Source organism: Pseudoalteromonas pernae (assembly GCF_039831865.1).
GTDB lineage: Bacteria > Pseudomonadota > Gammaproteobacteria > Enterobacterales > Alteromonadaceae > Pseudoalteromonas > Pseudoalteromonas pernae.
The window spans coordinates 454,477-472,713 of record NZ_JBDODM010000001.1 but is presented as its reverse complement, the minus strand read 5'-3'; the positions used below and the strand labels follow the sequence as shown (position 1 = coordinate 472,713).

Here is an 18,237-nt window from a genome sequence, read left to right as displayed (position 1 = left end):
TTGTAAAAGAACTGCATACGTATGCATTGTGTATACGTATGCAAAAGTTATGCGCCACAGGGGTACATCACGACGTAATTTAGTCATATCACGCAGTAGTAATTTGTTTACCATTGTTAAACTAGTGATTTTGTATGGACACAAGTCTTTCTGGGCAGGTGCACTAAAATAGGGCGCTTGATGTGCTATGTCGCACCAATGTGCATCACCAAACAATTGGTAAGACCAATTAACAGTGGTTTTGTATGTATTTATTAAAAGAAGACGGTTATTTCGTTAAATGCATCAAGGCAAGATATTTTGTTAACAACCCATGTAGAAACGGCATTGGATAATTGCCTGTCAATGCAAGATTAATTTCTACATAGCTGAAGGGCGCGCAACATGGCGCTGTGCCTAATATGATGCTATTGGTTATGTAACTTAAATGTAAATTTAATGAGCCTGCATAACTCTGAATACGTATGCATAAATTTGTGATTAATTTATCACGAGAGTTAGTATTTTTTGTGACAACAACACGAGCCAACTTGGTGCAGCGCTATCTTTCACCTCGTCGGCCACTAATTATGGTTAATTGGGATAAAACAGTATGTCTATGTTCAAACCAAGTTTGTTAACCCTAGCGCTTGTGAGCGCAGGTGTTGCCAGCACCAATGCTGCATATGCACAAGAGAACGATACGCAAAATGCCGAAGAGCAAAAAGTAGAAGTGATTGAAGTGCGTGGCTTTCGCCGCAGTGTTGTAGAATCAATTAATACAAAACGCTTCGCTAACGAAGTTGTAGAATCAGTATCTGCGGAAGATATCGGTAAACTACCTGACTCTTCAATTGCTGAATCAATCGCACGCCTACCTGGTTTGACAGCCCAACGTCTTGATGGCCGCGCGTCTCGTGTAAGTGTTCGTGGTTTTAGTGAAAACGAAAGTGCGACGACATTCAACGGCCGTGAGCAGGTTTCTATCAGTGATAACCGCGGCGTTGAATTTGACCTTTACCCTTCAGAAATTATGAGCGGCGTAACCGTTTATAAAACACCGAGTGCTTCTATCGAAGCTGAAGGTATTGCAGGCGTTATCGACATGCAAACTGTTCGCCCACTAAGCAAAGGCGAGCAAGTTATTCAATTTAACGGTCAATACGAGCAAACCAGCTTTGATAAACTGAACCCAGACGGCGACGACAAAGGCTTCCGTGGTACAGTTTCATACATTGACCAGTTCGCAGATGACACTTTTGGTGTTGCATTTGCTTACACTACAATGAGTTCTCCAAACCAAGAAAAGCGTTGGAACTCATGGGGCTACCCAGAATTTACAGCTGATGATGGTAACACTTACTCAATTTTGGGTGGTGCTAAGCCGTACGTTCGTTCATCAACGCTTGAGCGTGACTCAGCGATGTTGGTGCTTGAGTATGCGCCAACAAGTGACCTAAACATGGCATTCGACGCACTTTACGTTGATTTCGTTGATGAAAAAATCCTTCGTGGTATCGAAGTACCTTTCGCATGGGGCCAAGGCTCTATCAGTCCAGAGAGTGCGACGGTAGACCCAGAGACGGGATTCATCACGAGTGCAGTGACCGAAGGTCAGCGTGTTGTGGTACGTAATGACTACGAAGAGCGAGCTGCTGAACTAACTCAATTTGGCTTCAACGTTGAGTACGTGGTGAGTGATGACTGGACCGTTGAATTCGATGTGAGCCGTTCAGAAGTAGAGCGCCAAGTATGGAGTATCGAGAGTTACTCAGGTACAGGCCGTGGTGATACAAACGGTATCGCTGACAACCTAGGTTACATCTTCAACGGTGGTAACACAGGTGCACAATTCTCACACCAGCTTGATTACAGCGACTACGACCTAATCCAATTAGGTGGTCCATTGACTTGGGGTTACAGCGCTGCACTTAACAGTGAGTACGGTCTAACAGGCACGCCTTGGGAAAATACAGCACAAGATGGCTTCATCAACGCACCTGAAGTGGAAGATGAACTATCAACTCTGAAGCTAGCAGCAAGCAAAGCATTAGACAATGCGTTCGTAAGTAGCATCGACTTCGGTATTTCATACCGTGATCGTGAAAAGACTAAAATCTCTGAAGGTTACTTCCTAACTCTAGCTGACTTCTCGGTTAACAACCCAGGTACAATGGTTGTGCCAGAAGAGTACCGTTTAGGCACAGCGGACCTGAGCTTTATTGGTATGGGCAACATGCTTGCGTATGATACGCGTGCACTTGTTGCTGATGGTTACTACAACCTTCTCCAAGAAAGCCTAACTGATTCTAAGCACCTAACTCGCTCATGGACTGTGCAAGAAGAAGTGACTGCGGCATTCGTGCAAGCAAACATCAATGCCGAAGTGGGTTCAATCCCAGTAACGGGTAATGTAGGCTTCCGTTATGTCCGTACAGAGCAATCTTCTCAAGGTAATGCATTTAACGTTGTTGATGGTTTAGTGGTTGCTTCACCTACAGATATTAGCCATGACTACTCGCATTTCCTACCGAGCTTGAACTTGAACTTCGCACTTGATGAGCAGCAAACACTGCGTTTCGGTGCGGCGAAAACAATTTCTCGCGCTCGTTTGGATGAAATGAATGCGTCGATTAATGCGTCATACAATGCGACTCAGCCAGATGAAAACGGTAACTATTGGTCAGTATCTGGCGGTAACCCAAACCTAGAGCCAAAAGAAGCGACGGGCGTTGACTTCAGCTATGAAAACTACTTCGCTGACGAAGGTTACTTCTCAGCAGCGGTATTCTACAAAGACCTTAATGAGTGGATCTTTGACGGTAACTACGAAGTAGACATGACAGGTATTGCTGACCCTTCAACGGGTGAAATTCCAGCCAACAGCACAGCGACAGGTTCTGGTAAAATTAATGGTGGCGGCGGTGACCTATGGGGTTACGAGCTATCAGTAGCATTACCATTTAACTTGTTCTCTGACTCGTTAGAAGGCTTTGGTTTACTAGCAAGCCACACTGCGGTTGAGCAAGACGTAGAAATGCCAAACGGCGAAGAGTTCGAATTACCGGGTCTTTCTGACAGCATTCAAAGCTTCACGCTTTACTACGAGCGTCATGGCTTCATGGCTCGTACAAGTATGCGTAAGCGTAGTGACTTCAAAGGTGACATCTACGGTACTGGCTTCTCAACTGACCAAGTAAACATCGAAGGTGAGACAATTTGGGATGCACAAATCGGATACGATTTCAGCGATTCGGGAATTGCTGGTCTTGAAGGTCTAGAGATGACATTCCAAGTTCAGAACATCACTGAAGAGCCGTTCGTTTCACTGCAAGGTGACAACTCATTGCAAGTACGTGACTACCAAGATTATGGTCGTACCTATTTGCTAGGCTTCAAGTATGAGCTATAACTCTTAAATGAAGTAATAAAAGCCCTTGATATTTCAAGGGCTTTTTCACAGGAGTAGAGGATGGCTGAAATACAAAAAGTAGTAATACTAGGCGGAGGAACAGCAGGTTGGCTAAGTGCCTCGCTGATGGCCAAATTACTCACTAAACGCATTCAAATTACCCTTATAGAATCATCACATATTGGCACCGTTGGCGTAGGTGAAGCGACAATTCCCCCCATTATCGCTTTCAACAATGCCTTGGGTATCGACGAAAAAACCATGGTCCAGCGTACCAGCGCGACGATTAAACTCGGCATTGAGTTTGAAAATTGGGGCCAGATCGGTGACAAATACATGCATGCCTTTGGCAACATAGGTAAAGCATTTCCATTTTGCGACTTTCACCATATTCTTCATGCGGCCAAAGAGCATGGCGACACCAGCTCATTATGGGATTATTCCCTGAATTATCAGGCCGCCAAAGCAGGGCGTTTTGCGCCATTAAAAACTATTCCCAACACCCAACTGACTGGCACTGAGCATGCCTACCATTTTGATGCTTCCTTATATGCGCAGTTATTGCGCGAACGCGCCGAGCAAATGGGTGTAATGCGTATAGATGCCCAAGTCTCCAAAGTAGAACGTGCTGAAAATGGCGATGTTCGTGCGCTTTTGCTGGATAACGGCGAACGCGTTGAAGGTCACTTATTTGTTGACTGCAGTGGTTTAAGAGCCTTGCTTATCGAGCAAACTCTGGGTGTGGGGTTCGAAGACTGGAGCCACTGGCTTCCTTGTGACAGTGCGGTTGCCGTACAAAGTGAATTACCAAGTGACTATGAACCGGTTCCGTACACCCGTTCGATAGCCCACGACAGTGGTTGGCAATGGCAAATACCATTGCAACACCGCATGGGTAATGGTTTGGTCTATTGCTCGCGTTTTATGAGTGACGAAGACGCCAAAGAAAAATTACTAAACAACATACCCGGCACACCGCTCAATGAGCCGCGTATTATCAAATTCAAAACTGGTCAGCGTCGTAAACAGTGGCAAAATAATGTGGTGGCCATAGGTTTGAGCAGCGGTTTTTTAGAACCACTAGAATCGACGAGTATTCACCTTATTCAAACAGCCATCATCCGTTTAATTAAACACTTTCCGTATAAAGGGATATGCACGTCATCGGTGCATTCTTTCAATGAGCAATTTAGCCGTGAAATGACGCAAATTCGCGACTTCATCATTTTACATTACTGTTTGAACCAAAGAGCGGACAGCGATTTTTGGCGCCATTGTCGAAATATGGAACTGCCAGAATCTTTGGCGCACAAAATAGCGCTGTTTAGCGATACCGGGGCGGTGTTCAGACACCAAGATGAATTATTTACGGAAGTGGCGTGGCAACAGGTGATGCTAGGTCAAAATTGCAGGCCCGCGCAACATCATCCTCTAGCGGAGCAACTATCTCAGTCCCAGCGTGAGGAGTTGTTTGGTAGTTTGCGTACGCTCATCAACAACACCGTGGCGCAAATGCCAACACACGCTGATTACCTAACAAGGGTGAAGAACTAATGCGTTTTTATGTTTTTGCTTTAGCTTTTATTTCCAACTCAATCATGGCGATGGACATTGCGCCGATGCATTGGTGGGTAGGCATGAAAAACCCAGAGCTGCAGTTGATGGTACATGAACACCAAGTCGGTAAAGCGAAATGGCATTTACAGCCTTATCATGGCGTAGAATTAAAACAGCAATACAGCTTGGATAACCCAAACTACGTGTTTTTAAACCTCACGCTGGGAGCCGACACTCAGCCAGGTAAATTAACCTTCATCTCCAACGCAAACCATTCCTTTGATTTTGAGTTAAAGGCTCGTAAAAAAGACAGTGCTCAGCGCCGTGGCTTTGACAGTAATGACGTGGTGTATCTTATCAACCCAGATCGTTTCGCGAACGGTGACACTGGCAATGATAACCACCCACAAATGCAAGAACAAAGTGACCGTAATGCCCGTGACGGTCGCCGAGGTGGCGATATTCAAGGCATCATTGACCGTCTAGATTATTTGCAGAGCATGGGCTTTACACAACTATGGTTAACGCCTGCGCGTGAAAATAACATGTCGCAGGGCTCCTACCACGGTTATGCCATGACAGATTTGTATCGTATTGACCCGAGAATGGGGGGCAATGAGCAATATCTGCAACTCGTTAATGATGCTAAAGAGCATGGGCTTGGCGTTATCATGGACATGGTCCCCAATCATATTGGCGCGAATCACCCGTGGATGCAGGATAAACCGAGTAAAGATTGGATTAACAATGGCGGCGAGTTCGTCAGTAATAACCACCGCCGACAAACAGTGATGGACCCACATGCTAGTGAGTACGACCGTTACCATTTCAATGATGCGTGGTTCGTGCCTGCAATGCCGGACTTAAATCAGCGCGTACCAGAGCTTAGCACTTACCTTATTCAAAACAGTATATGGTGGGTAGAAGAAGCGGGGCTCAGCGGTATCCGTATTGACACCAACTCCTATTCAGACAAGACCTTTATGGCACGATGGAGTCATGCAGTAATGGCTGAATACCCCAATTTCAATATGGTTGGCGAAGAATGGACGGAAAATGCTGGAATTGTTGCCTACTGGCAACAAGGTAAGCTGAATCAAGATGGTTTCAAAAGTGGTATCAAGTCGATGATGGACTTTCCCTTACAAGGAGCGCTTGTGCGTGCACTCAATGAACCTGCGGGGTGGCATACCGGTTGGGTGAGGGTGTATCAAAGTTTGGGTAATGATTTTATGTACGCAAACCCACATTCCTTGCTGGTGTTTGCTGATAACCACGACATGAGCCGCGTTCATAGTCAATTGGGCCAAACTGTGTGGAAAACGAAATTGGCGATGGCATTTATCTTGACTACACGGGGTATTCCTCAAGTGTATTACGGTACAGAAATCCTCCTTGATAATACGCCCTCCAATGAACATGGAGATATTCGAATTGAGTTTCCTGGTGGTTTTGTAGGGCATACCCAAGATGCGCTCACAGGTGCAGGTTTACAGCCGCAGCAACTCCAAATGCAAGACTATATGAGAACGCTGCTGCAACTGCGCAAGCAGCACTCAGCATTACGAACTGGCACGTTAACGCATTTTGCGCCGGACCAAGACCTGTATATCTACCATCGGGCTGATCAATCTGAGCGCATTCTCGTTATTTTGAATAAAGGACCAGCACGCTCGCTCGATTTAGCACCATACAAGGAAGTATTGAACGGGGCGAAAGTGGCAAAAGAGTTGCTGACTAACCAGTCGATGTCATTAAGCAACACGCTTAATGTACCTGCTGAACAAGCGCTTATTTTGCAGCTGCAATAATTTGAATACGTATTCACGCCATACCCAAGTAGGGGCGGAGCACGTAATATTTTTGTCATAACAATAGATAATTAAGTGACACAATGAGAAACAACAAGTTGAAGTTATCCGTGTTGGCCTGTTCACTCACAGCCGCCTTAATTGGTTGTTCTGAAGCGCCGACTTCCCAGTCTTCTGTATCACAGCCGGAGCAAACTCACAGTACCGTTGCCTTGCAAAAGCCTGTGGTGTACCAAGTCTTCACCCGTTTATTTGGTAATACGAATACCACTAATGCGCCTTGGGGCACGTTAGAGCAAAACGGTGTGGGTAAATTCGCTGATTTTGATGATGCAGCGCTGCGCGGTATTAAAGAGCTGGGCGTAACACATGTGTGGTACACAGGCGTGTTGCACCATGCCATGGTCACAGATTACAGCGACTTCAATTTGCCCAGTGACGACCCTGATGTAGTGAAAGGACGCGCTGGTTCTCCTTATGCAATTAAAGACTACTACAACGTTAATCCTGATTTAGCCTCAAAACCTGCGGACCGTTTAACAGAGTTCGAAGCACTCATCGAGCGCACTCATGCGCATGGCATGAAAGTGGTGATTGATATTGTGCCAAACCATGTAGCACGCGATTACCACTCTGTGAGTAAGCCGCCGGGCATTGAAGATTTTGGTGCCAACGACGATACCTCGGTGGAATATAAGCGCGATAACAATTTCTATTATGTTGTGGGCCAAGACTTTGTTGTGCCACAAGATGAAAATTATCAAGTGTTAGGTGGGGACCCACACCCTAAAGCGGACGGTCAGTTCAGCGAAAGCCCAGCTAAGTGGACGGGCAATGGGGCGCGTAAAGCACAACCCGATATCAATGATTGGTATGAAACGGTTAAAGTAAATTATGGTGTTAAACCGGATGGCAGTTACGATTTTCCAAAACTACCAGAAGAATACGCCAATCTAGACTACCGCGCGCATTATGCATTTTGGCAGGACAAAGAATTACCTGATAGCTGGTACAAATTTCGTGACATTACCCAATATTGGCTGAGTAAAGGCGTTGATGGTTTCCGTTATGACATGGCAGAGATGGTGCCAGTGGAGTTTTGGAGCTTTTTAAACTCGGCCATCAAAATGACTAATCCCGATGCGTTTCTGCTAGCTGAGGTTTATAACCCTGATCTTTACCGCGATTACATTTACCAAGGAAAAATGGATTACCTGTACGATAAAGTAGGGTTTTATGACTCATTGAAATGGGTTATCCAAGGTAAACAGCCAGCGACAGCGGTTTTAGAAAGTCATAAGCAGGTGTTAGACATAGAACAGCATTTATTGCACTTCCTAGAAAACCATGATGAGCAGCGTATCGCTAGCCCTGACTTTGCTCGTGATATGAACTGGGGCAAACCAGCGATGACGGTATCTACCTTGGTGGGGCGCTCACCTAGCATGATTTATTTTGGCCAAACTGTGGGTGAAGATGGTTCTGAACATGCGGGGTTTGGCGCACCAACACGCACCAGCATCTTTGACTACATCGGCGTGCCAGCGCACCAAGCGTGGATGAATAATGGCAAATTCGATGGTGGCGGTTTAACTGATGAACAGCGTCAATTACGTCAATTCTATGTTGATTTAATGAAGCTCAATGCCTTACCGGCAATTGTTGGTGGCGAATTAAACGAGTTACCTAACTCACAACCCGATAGCGTGATTAGCTTCGAACGTGTGCTTGGTGAGCAACGAATTGCAGTGGTTGCCAATTTTGCCCAGCAGCCATTGGCTGTGGAATTGGATATTCAAGGTGTTAAATCAGGCAAAACGTTACTTGGTGCGGAGCCTGAATTCTTACAACAAAAAATGTCACTTAACTTGCCTTATCAGGGCGTCAGTGTGGTAGCTCTGGGAGGCAATAGCCATGAATAATATTGAAAGACCGAATCTTAGCTTTTGGCAGATTTGGAACATGTGCCTAGGTTTTATGGGCATTCAATTTGGCTTTGCGTTGCAAAATGCCAACGTCAGCCGTATTTTCCAAACCTTAGGTGCTAACATTGATGATATCCCAATTCTATGGGTCGCGGCGCCGCTTACGGGTCTAATCGTACAGCCCATTATTGGTTATATGAGTGACAAAACCTGGGGTCGCTTGGGTCGTCGTCGTCCTTATTTCTTCTATGGTGCGATTGTCACTACAGCCGCTTTATTTGTAATGCCAAATTCACCAACCTTATGGGTTGCTGCAGGTATGCTGTGGATTATGGATGCATCAATCAATGTCACCATGGAGCCATTTCGCGCTTTGGTGGGGGACAACCTGCCAAACAAACAACGCGCCCTAGGTTACTCGCTGCAAAGCTTCTTTATTGGCGTAGGTGCGGTTGTTGCTTCTAGTTTGCCTTGGGTACTAGCGAATTGGTTTGATGTTAGTAACACCGCATCCGCGGGGGTGATCCCAGAGTCGGTGCAATATGCATTTTACATCGGTGGTGTGTTCTTGCTTGTGTGCGTGATGTGGACGGTCTTTACCACCAAAGAATACAGCCCTGAAGAACTTGCTGCCTTTGATGGCGAATCAGCGCAAAGCGAAACAGAAGAAACAAAGACTGCCATTAACTTTACCCGTACTATGACCATTAGCGGTGCGGTGGGGATTGCCATCATTGCTATCGTCACAGGCATGTCGCTTGAAAAAGAACTGTATCTTTTAGGTGCTGGTCTTGTCGCCTTTGCGCTGTTACAGGGCATCGCGCTGTGGCAGCAGAGTAACCAGCATACCAAAAATGGCTTCTACGCAGTGGTATATGATGTATTCACTATGCCAAGTGCAATGCGCCAGTTGGCGTGGGTACAGTTCTTTAGCTGGTTCTCATTATTCGCTATGTGGATTTACACCACCGCGGCAGTCACGAGTTACCATTATGACACCTTGGATGTAACTTCAAAAGCCTATAACGATGGCGCTGACTGGGTTGGGGTACTGTTCGCTGCCTACAACGGTTTCGCAGCGCTTGCTGCTTTGATTATCCCGGTAATGGTTAAGCGATTTGGCATTCGCATCGCCCATGCTGTCAATCTTGTGCTTGGCGCTGCCGCACTGGTTAGTTTCTTGTTTATCAAAGACCCAAGCTGGTTAATGTTGCCTATGGTCGGTATTGGCTTCGCATGGGCCTCTATTTTGTCTCTTCCATACGCCATGCTGTCAAGCACGTTACCAAGTAAAAAAATGGGCGTGTACATGGGTATTTTTAACTTCTTTATCGTCATTCCACAGCTACTCGCAGCGAGTATTCTGGGTTTAATTTTGAAATATGGATTCGATAACCAACCTATTTTTGCGTTAGTGATTGGCGGCATCTCATTTGTGCTAGGCGCTATTGCAGTCAGTCGCGTTAAGTTAGTAAAAGAATAAGGGGAACGCAGTGAAAGTTTTTAATTCAATAGTAGCGGCCATGTTGGCGGCAGGGTTAAGTGGTTGTAATAATGCGGAGCCGCAATCGACAGCCCAAGTAGCACCGGGTGCACCGGGCGACACACCGTTTTGGGCCTACTCCGGTAAAACTGGTATTGGTACATCTTACGAAGCGTATAGCAATGGTGAGTATTCGGATAACAGCGCGACAGGCACAGTGTCCAAGGTGTGGTTTTCTCTCGCCAAAGGCATGATCACTGAAACCATGTTTGGTTTAATTCACCAAGCACAAATCCGTGATATGCAGTTTATCGTCACCGGTGAAGACTTTGTTGTTGCTGAACAGCAGGGTCTGAACAATACCGTCGAGTATTTAAGCACCGATGAAAATGGCCGCCCTTTATCGCTGGCATATCGCGTTACCAGCGAAGATCCGCAAGGTCGTTTTCGTATTATCAAAGATATTTTTACCGATCCAGACGCGCAAACGCTGATGGTTCGTGCGCGATTTGAAGCGAGCAAACCCGGTCTAACTGCCCATGTGCAAATTAATCCCTATGTCAACAATGATGGTTTGAATGACAGCGCCAAAGTTGCTGGAAATGCGCTTATAGCATCAAGTGCAGGTACCCATTTTTTGAGCTTGCAAAGTGCGCAAGCGTTGGCAGAGCCGTCAGTAGGCTTCTTTGGTAAAAGTGACCGCTTAACCCAATTAAACAGTGGCACAGCGATGACCTCGTATGCGACGACGGGTGAGCAAACGGGTAACGTGACCATGAGCGCCACGTTAGGCGAAATCAAAGAGGATACACAATTTGATCTGGTGTTGAGCTATGGTTCAACGGAGCAAGCTGCTCTGGCAGAAGGTCAAAAGACACTCGCGCGCGGTTATGATGAGGTTTTAGCGCATTTTAATGGTGACGGTGCCCATATTGGCTGGCAAGACTACTTGCAAAGCTTATCTGTTGCGCAGTTATACGCAGCAACAGCCGATGGCGGCAAGCTCCTAAATACCAGTGCGCTTGTGCTCAAAGCACAAGAAGACAAGACCTATGCTGGCGCCCTCATTGCATCATTGTCTAACCCGTGGGGTGACACTGTAAAAGCTGAGCAGGGACACACAGGTTACAAAGCGGTGTGGGTGCGTGACTTCTATCAAGTAGCGATGGCGTTTCTCGCTATGGGAGACAATGACACCGCTAAAGCCGCATTTAACTACTTGCCTAAAGTACAAGTACGTAAAAGCACCCCAGGAAACCAAGGTGACATCGGTTGGTTCTTACAAAAGACGCACGTTGATGGTGAGCTTGAGTGGGTGGGTGTTCAGCTAGACCAAACGGCTATGCCTATTATGTTAGCTTGGAAACTCTATCAAGCAGATGTACTGAGCAAAGAAGAGCTGGTCAAATGGTATGGAGACATGCTCAAGCCGGCTGCAGATTTCCTTGTTGATGGTGGCCTTGCAAAAATTTTGTGGAATGACACACAAATCACGCCGCCTTACACACAACAAGAGCGTTGGGAAGAGCAAGCGGGCTATTCACCTTCAACCACCGCAGCGGTTATCGCCGGCCTTGTATCTGCGTCTGAGATTGCATCACTGAGCGGTGATACGCAAAATGCAGAGCGTTATTTGGCTATAGCAAAAAGCTACAATAGCGATGTTGAAAAGCTAATGTTCACTACTAAGGGCACGCTCAAGGGGCAAAGTGCAGATGGTCGTTATTTTGTGCGTATCGCGCAAGACGACAATACCAACGCTGACACGCAACTTGCGTCCAACAATGGTCGCGCAGGTATGGATAAGAAGCAGATCCTCGACGGTGGTTTCCTAGAGCTTGTTCGTTATGGTGTACGTTCGGCGGATAATGAGGCTATTACAGCAACCTTACCTGAATATGATGACCAAACTTTAGAGGAAAACTTGCGCGTGAAATACACCTTCACAGACGCGCAGGGCGAAGCATTCCCAGGTTGGCGTCGTTACGGTAATGATGGTTACGGCGAAGATGAAAAGCGCGGCACTAATTATGCTGAAGATGGTGCAAATACCGATGGTCAGCGTGGTCGAGTGTGGCCGTTCTTTACTGGTGAGCGTGGCCACTATGAGATTGCAGCAGCAAACCTACTCGATGGCCAAGCAGCACAGCAGAAGTTTGCAGACATTAAATACAATTATGTCCGCGGTATGGAAGGTTTTGCTAATAAAGGTATGATGCTGCCAGAACAAGTATGGGATGGAGTGGGGGTGAACCCATTTGGCTACGAGATGGGCCAAGGTACCAATTCAGCGACGCCTTTGGCTTGGACGCATGCGGAATACGTCAAATTATTGCGTTCTTTCAACGACAAAGCAGTATGGGATCATTACCCGCTGGTTGAGCAAAAGCTTAAATAACAGCGCAAATACAAAAAAGCCGCTCCTATGAAGAGCGGCTTTTTAATGGTATCGGGAAAATTACTTGCTTGATTGGCGCACAATCAATTGCGGTGGCAAAACGCTGTTTGCTACATCGACTTCTTTGTTAGCGATAAGGTTTAATAAGTTGGCTACCAGCATTTGTCCTGCAAGCGTTGTGTTTTGTTGTACTGTTGAAAGTGGAGGCGTACAAAAGCGCGCTACAGCTAGGTCATCAAAGCCAACTACAGATACATCGTGAGGGACTCTTAAGCCAGCCTCTTGCAAAGCTCGGATAGCACCGATGGCGATTAAATCGCTGGCACCAAACAAAGCGTTAAATTTAATGTTGTTCGCCAGTAATGATTTGGTTGCCTGATAACCTGACTCTTCTGTAGAAATGGCAGTTGCCATTTTACGTTCACTCACATGGGCACCATGTTGTTGTAATCGTGCCTCGAAGCCATTAAAACGCGCGCTGAACTCAGGGCTATGATGAGATGCATCGCCTATAAAGGCACAGTCTGTGCGTCCTAATTCGATGAGATGTTGGGCTACTAAAGCGCCGCCTGCTGCGTTGTCACAACTAACCGTAAGTTCAGGTCTTCCTTCAACGTTGGCTCCCCAACATACAAATTTTGTGTCGCTGTCGATGAGCCGGTCAAACTTTGACTGGTAATCTATATAGTCGCCGTAACCGAGCAGAATAATGCCATCAGCACGATGACTTTCTGCGTAGTCGGCATGCCAGTCGTTGCTGGTGGATTGAAAAGAAACGAGTAAATCATAACCTGACTTGGCACAGGCACGCGTAATTGAGCCGAGCATTGATAGGAAAAATGGGTTAATTTGCGACTCATCAGAAGTTGGGTCTTCAAATAGCAATACAGCGAGAGTAGAGCTTTGCTGTGCGCGCAGATTACTGGCGTTTTTATCTACCTTGTAATTGAGCTTACGCGCAACTTCGACAACCCGACGTCGTGTTTCTTCATTCACCAGTGGGCTACCACGCAGGGCGCGTGACACCGTAGACTGGGACACACCTGCATAATGAGCAATGTCAAAAGATGTCGCTTTACCTTTCATATGTTTCCTCAAAGTTGCGAGCAACGCTCAGCGATAACCGCATTATCCTTTATTTTCGAGAGGATAGGGCAGTTTTCAACGGATCCAAAGCAATAAAATTGAAGCGAACTGAAAATTTTTATTGATCGAACCCTGACACCGGTGTCATAATGTCGACGTTTTATCATTTTGTTGTCACAAAACGGTTTAGCTGCCCGCTGCCCGGGCAGCATTTTTTTCAGTAGCGCGAAAAAAATAACTGCTAACATAAACTTAATAAGTTTATGCCTAGTAAGTCAATGGTACATGAAAGCGAATAAACGCTTTGTGTAATCTTGACCTAGGTGTAAGCAAGAAGAGAAAAGACAATGAGCTCATCAAGTACACAGGCAGGTAACAAGGTGGCTTTTTCACCTATCTTAGTCGCTGATATTGGCGGCACAAACGCGCGTTTTGCGCTTATTACCGATTACAAAAATAGCGACAATGCATTCGTTATTGATCATCAGCACACCTTTCCAAGCTGCGACTTTCGCTCTTTTGAAGATGCGGTCGATGCGTATTTGGCTCATATCAATTCTCCTCAAATTCTCAGAGCATGCCTTGCAGTTGCCGGGCCAGTAAAAGGCGAAGAAGTGATGCTGACCAACCTTGGTTGGCAATTTAACGTCACAGCCTTAAAACAGCGCTTTGGTTTTGAAAACCTGCAAGTCATCAACGACTTTGCAGCGTTTGCCTATGCCGCTCCTTATTTAAGTGAAAAAGATAATATCTGCGTGAAACAAGGTATTGCCCAAGCAAATGCCAATATCGCAGTGTTTGGTCCTGGTACAGGCTTTGGTGCGGCATGTTTAGTGCGCTCTCAAGGCAATCAAGCCATCATGAGCTGTGAGGCCGGCCATATCAGCCTCGCGCCTGTGACTGAATTAGACCGCCAACTGCACGCTGTATTGCGTGACGAGTTGCAACACGTATCTGTTGAAAATGTTTTTGCAGGCCCAGGTATTGCCCGTTTATATCGAGCAATGGCCAAGGTACAGGGCAAGGTTGTTAACGATATTGACGCAGCGCAAATCGCTGAGCTTGCGCAAACTAATCAATGTATTATTGCAGAACAAACCTTGAATCATTTCTGTGATTGGCTTGGCAGTGTCGCAGGTGATATCGCGCTGAGTTTTGGTTCGCTCGGAGGGGTATACATCGGCGGTGGTATTCTTCCGCGAATGCAGGAACGTTTGCTAAATAGCCGATTTACTGAACGATTTATTGCCAAAGGTGTAATGTCGCAGTATAACAATCAGATCCCTGTCACCTTAGTGCGACAAGAACACATACCATTTATTGGTGCTGCCGCTTGTATTCATCAAGGGCAGAATTGAGGAAAGACCAGCTAAACATGAAAAAGATAACTATAAACAGTGTTGCTGCTTATGCTGGTGTGTCGAAAAAGACAGTATCACGCGTGCTAAACAATGAGCCGAATGTAAGTGATACCACTCGGGAAAAAGTACTTAAGGCGTTTAAAGAACTTGATTACACACCGAACCCAATTGCTCGCGGGTTAGCACGTAATCGTAGCTTCATCATCGCGTGCCTTTATGATAATCCTTCGAAGAGCTATATCACCCGGCTGCAAAGTGGCGCGCTAGCAGCGTGCCACGAGCACGGCTTTAACTTATTGATTCACCCTTGTGAACTGCGCGGCGAAGCGCTGCTTGAGAATATTGAGCAGCTACTACAAACTTCTCGTCTTGACGGCCTTGTGTTAACGCCACCGTTTTCGGACCATGCTGATCTCGTTGCTTTTTTGCGTAGAAAGAATGTGCCATTTGCCCGCGTTGCGTCCGTGAAATTGGACGATGAGTCTATCTCGGTGCGTAGTAACGACGAGCAGGGTGCATATGAAATTACTGAATTACTCATTGAACTGGGTCACAAAGATATTGCTTTCATCAAAGGTCACCCAGATCACAGTGCAACCGAACAACGCTTTAATGGTTATCGTCGCGCATTAGAACAACATCATATTGCCTATCAAGAGCGTTTGGTGGAAGAGGGTAACTTCTCTTATCATTCAGGCGCGGACAGTGCACAAACAATCCTCCATTTAGAGCCTAGACCGACAGCGGTATTTGCGTCTAACGACTACATGGCAGCAGCAGTTTTAAAAGCAGCAACGCAAATGGATCTAAAAGTGCCAGACGATATCTCCATCGCTGGTTTTGATAATGCGCCTATCGCACGTCATATTTGGCCAGGTTTGACCACCATAGCGCAACCGGTTGAAGACATGACGCGTTTGGCGGTGAGTCACCTTATTGAACAAATCAACAAATCTGATTCAGAAGAAAATGAAGAGGATTCAGGACCACTGCAGATAACGCTTGAGGCTGAACTTATTTGCCGTGAATCGACCGCGGCACCCAAAATCTAAATTAAATATCCCAATTGCACGGAATTAAAAACCAACACCTCGGTGTTGGTTTTTTGTTTTTATTCGGTAAATAACTCGCAACATAATTTTTTTAAGCTAAATTTAAGACAAGGCTTGACACCGGTGTCAGAGGTGTGAGTAAATAGCCTTGACACCGGTGTCAGCTTGGTTGTGAGAGACAAGTTGGCAGCGTACCTTTGAACGGGTAAATCAAAGCTGCTCGGTACTTCAGTACGCCGGAGTCTGTACTGAAGTGCTGAGCCTTTTATCCCCTAATGGCAAGAAAAGAGCAGAATTATGTTGCATCCGCGTATTAAAGAAGTGACCGAACGAGTTATAGAGCGCAGTAAAGCGAGCCGCCAAGCTTATTTGGCCCGCATGGAAGAAGCGAAGTCACAAGAGCGTGTTCGCGCAGGGATCGGATGCGGCAACCTAGCGCATGTAATGGCTGCATGTAGCAGTGATGATAAAGCACGCTTAAGCGGCGACGAAAAACCAAACCTAGCCATCATCAATTCATACAATGACATGCTTTCAGCGCATGTGCCTTACAAAGAATACCCAGATTTAATTAAAGATATTGCCAAAAAATATGATGCCACCGCCCAAGTAGCAGGTGGTGTGCCGGCGATGTGTGACGGCGTGACCCAAGGTCGTGATGGCATGGATTTATCATTGTTTTCTCGCGATGTCATCGCCATGTCCACAGCAATCGCGTTGTCACACGATGTTTTCGATGGCGTGTTCTGTTTGGGCGTGTGTGACAAAATCGTCCCAGGACTTGTTATTGGTGCTTTATCATTTGGCCACCTACCAGTGTACTTCTTACCAGCAGGTCCTATGCCTTCTGGTATCCCAAACAAAGAGAAAGCACGTGTACGTCAAAAGTTTGCACAAGGCTTGGTTAGTCGCGAAGAGTTGTTAAAGGCGGAGAGTGAGTCTTACCACAGCGCCGGTACATGTACCTTCTATGGCACCGCAAACTCAAACCAAATGCTAATGGAAATCATGGGGTTACACCTTCCAGGTAGTTCGTTTGTAAACCCATATACAGAATTACGTGATGGTCTAACTGCGCACGCTGTACAAACCATGTTGAAGCAGTTAATCGACACCAAAGATGCTGTACCAATGTGCGAAGTGGTCAGTGAAAAAACCATTATCAATGGCTTGATTGGTCTACTTGCGACGGGTGGTTCGACTAACCATGCGATTCACCTCGTGGCGATGGCTAAAGCAGCAGGCGTGGAGCTGACTTGGAAAGATATGTCTGATTTATCTGAGGTTGTGCCACTGCTTACTCGCATTTATCCAAATGGTTCAGCTGATGTAAACCATTTCCAAGCTGCGGGTGGTATGGGTTTCTTGATGAAGCAACTTATCGAAAAAGGGTTGTTGCACACTGATGTAAAAACCATTCTAGGTGATGGCCTTGAGGCATATACCACCGAGCCGCGCTTAGATAATGATGTAAACCTGATTGTTTCAGATAGCACAGGTCCTAGCAAAGTGAAGTGGGTAGCGTGTGCAGAATCATCTCATGATGAAGAAGTGCTACGTCCAGCAGATAATCCATTCAATCGCAGTGGTGGATTACAACTACTCAGTGGCAACCTAGGAAAAGCGGTAATCAAGGTATCAGCGGTGCAAGAGCAGCACCAAGTTGTTAGCGCTCCTGCGAAAGTATTTTCCGACCAAGCAAGTTTGCAAGCTGCGTTTGGTCGAGGCGAATTAAACCAAGATTTTATTGCCGTGATCAAAGAGCAAGGCCCTAAAGCTAAAGGTATGCCTGAACTTCACAAATTAACACCTGTGATGGCAACCCTGCAGGACCAAGGCTACAAAGTCGCGATTGTCACTGACGGCCGCATGTCTGGCGCATCAGGTAAGGTACCTGCAGCTATTCACTTGGCACCAGAAGCAGTGGAAGGCGGCATTATCGCTAAGATTAAAGATGGCGATCTAATTACTTTAGATGCACCAAAAGGTGTATTGAAGCTGCATGTAAGCGATGAAGAGCTTGCGCAGCGTGAAATTGAAATCGTTCACACAGGCGCGACGTTCGGCACTGGTCGAGAGTTGTTTGCTGGATTCAGAAACATAGTAAGCAGTGCTGATTTAGGTGCTAGTGCGTTTGCACCAGCCTACGAACAATAAAACGCGCTGGGAATGA

The 18,237-nt window shown here is 46.3% G+C and carries 10 protein-coding genes; 9 read left to right on the top strand and 1 reads right to left on the bottom strand.

Going from position 1 to position 18,237, the window contains the following annotated elements; all coding sequences use genetic code 11:
- Positions 1-592 precede the first annotated feature (592 nt).
- The 6 genes from V1358_RS02035 (at position 593) to V1358_RS02010 (ending at position 12,565) form a co-directional block, all read left to right on the top strand.
- Positions 593-3,391, top strand: a complete 2,799-nt coding sequence (locus V1358_RS02035; protein WP_347392431.1) for a TonB-dependent receptor — start codon at positions 593-595, stop codon at positions 3,389-3,391.
- A 60-nt stretch (positions 3,392-3,451) separates the two neighbouring features.
- Positions 3,452-4,945, top strand: coding sequence for a tryptophan halogenase family protein (locus tag V1358_RS02030; RefSeq protein WP_347392430.1), 1,494 nt, complete (start codon positions 3,452-3,454; stop codon positions 4,943-4,945).
- Positions 4,945-6,759 (top strand): glycoside hydrolase family 13 protein, encoded by a 1,815-nt coding sequence (locus V1358_RS02025; RefSeq protein ID WP_347392429.1) that lies wholly within the window; start codon positions 4,945-4,947, stop codon positions 6,757-6,759. The genes V1358_RS02030 and V1358_RS02025 overlap by 1 nt, the downstream gene beginning before the upstream one ends.
- 83 nt (positions 6,760-6,842) lie before the next feature.
- Positions 6,843-8,681, top strand: coding sequence for an alpha-amylase family glycosyl hydrolase (locus V1358_RS02020; RefSeq protein ID WP_347392428.1), 1,839 nt, complete (start codon positions 6,843-6,845; stop codon positions 8,679-8,681).
- The gene (locus tag V1358_RS02015; protein WP_347392427.1) at positions 8,674-10,167 is read left to right on the top strand and encodes an MFS transporter; all 1,494 of its coding nucleotides are present in this window, start codon (positions 8,674-8,676) and stop codon (positions 10,165-10,167) included. Before V1358_RS02020 ends, V1358_RS02015 begins: the two co-directional genes overlap by 8 nt.
- 10 nt (positions 10,168-10,177) lie before the next feature.
- The gene (locus V1358_RS02010; protein WP_347392426.1) at positions 10,178-12,565 is read left to right on the top strand and encodes a glycoside hydrolase family 15 protein; all 2,388 of its coding nucleotides are present in this window, start codon (positions 10,178-10,180) and stop codon (positions 12,563-12,565) included.
- A 60-nt stretch (positions 12,566-12,625) separates the two neighbouring features.
- Here the strand turns inward: V1358_RS02010 and V1358_RS02005 are convergent, their stop codons facing one another.
- The gene (locus V1358_RS02005) at positions 12,626-13,651 is read right to left on the bottom strand and encodes a LacI family DNA-binding transcriptional regulator (protein WP_347389216.1); all 1,026 of its coding nucleotides are present in this window, start codon (positions 13,649-13,651) and stop codon (positions 12,626-12,628) included.
- Between the two features lie 347 nt (positions 13,652-13,998).
- Here V1358_RS02005 and glk point away from each other — a divergent pair, with 347 nt between their 5' ends.
- The 3 genes from glk (at position 13,999) to edd (ending at position 18,221) form a co-directional block, all read left to right on the top strand.
- Complete coding sequence (gene glk / locus V1358_RS02000; protein ID WP_347392425.1) at positions 13,999-15,009, top strand: glucokinase; 1,011 nt, start codon at positions 13,999-14,001, stop codon at positions 15,007-15,009.
- Positions 15,010-15,026: 17 nt separating this feature from the next.
- Entirely contained in the window at positions 15,027-16,064 is a 1,038-nt protein-coding gene (locus tag V1358_RS01995) for a LacI family DNA-binding transcriptional regulator (protein WP_347389218.1), read from the top strand.
- Positions 16,065-16,361: 297 nt separating this feature from the next.
- Complete coding sequence (edd, locus tag V1358_RS01990) at positions 16,362-18,221, top strand: phosphogluconate dehydratase (RefSeq protein WP_347389219.1); 1,860 nt, start codon at positions 16,362-16,364, stop codon at positions 18,219-18,221.
- The last annotated feature ends 16 nt before the right edge of the window (positions 18,222-18,237 follow it).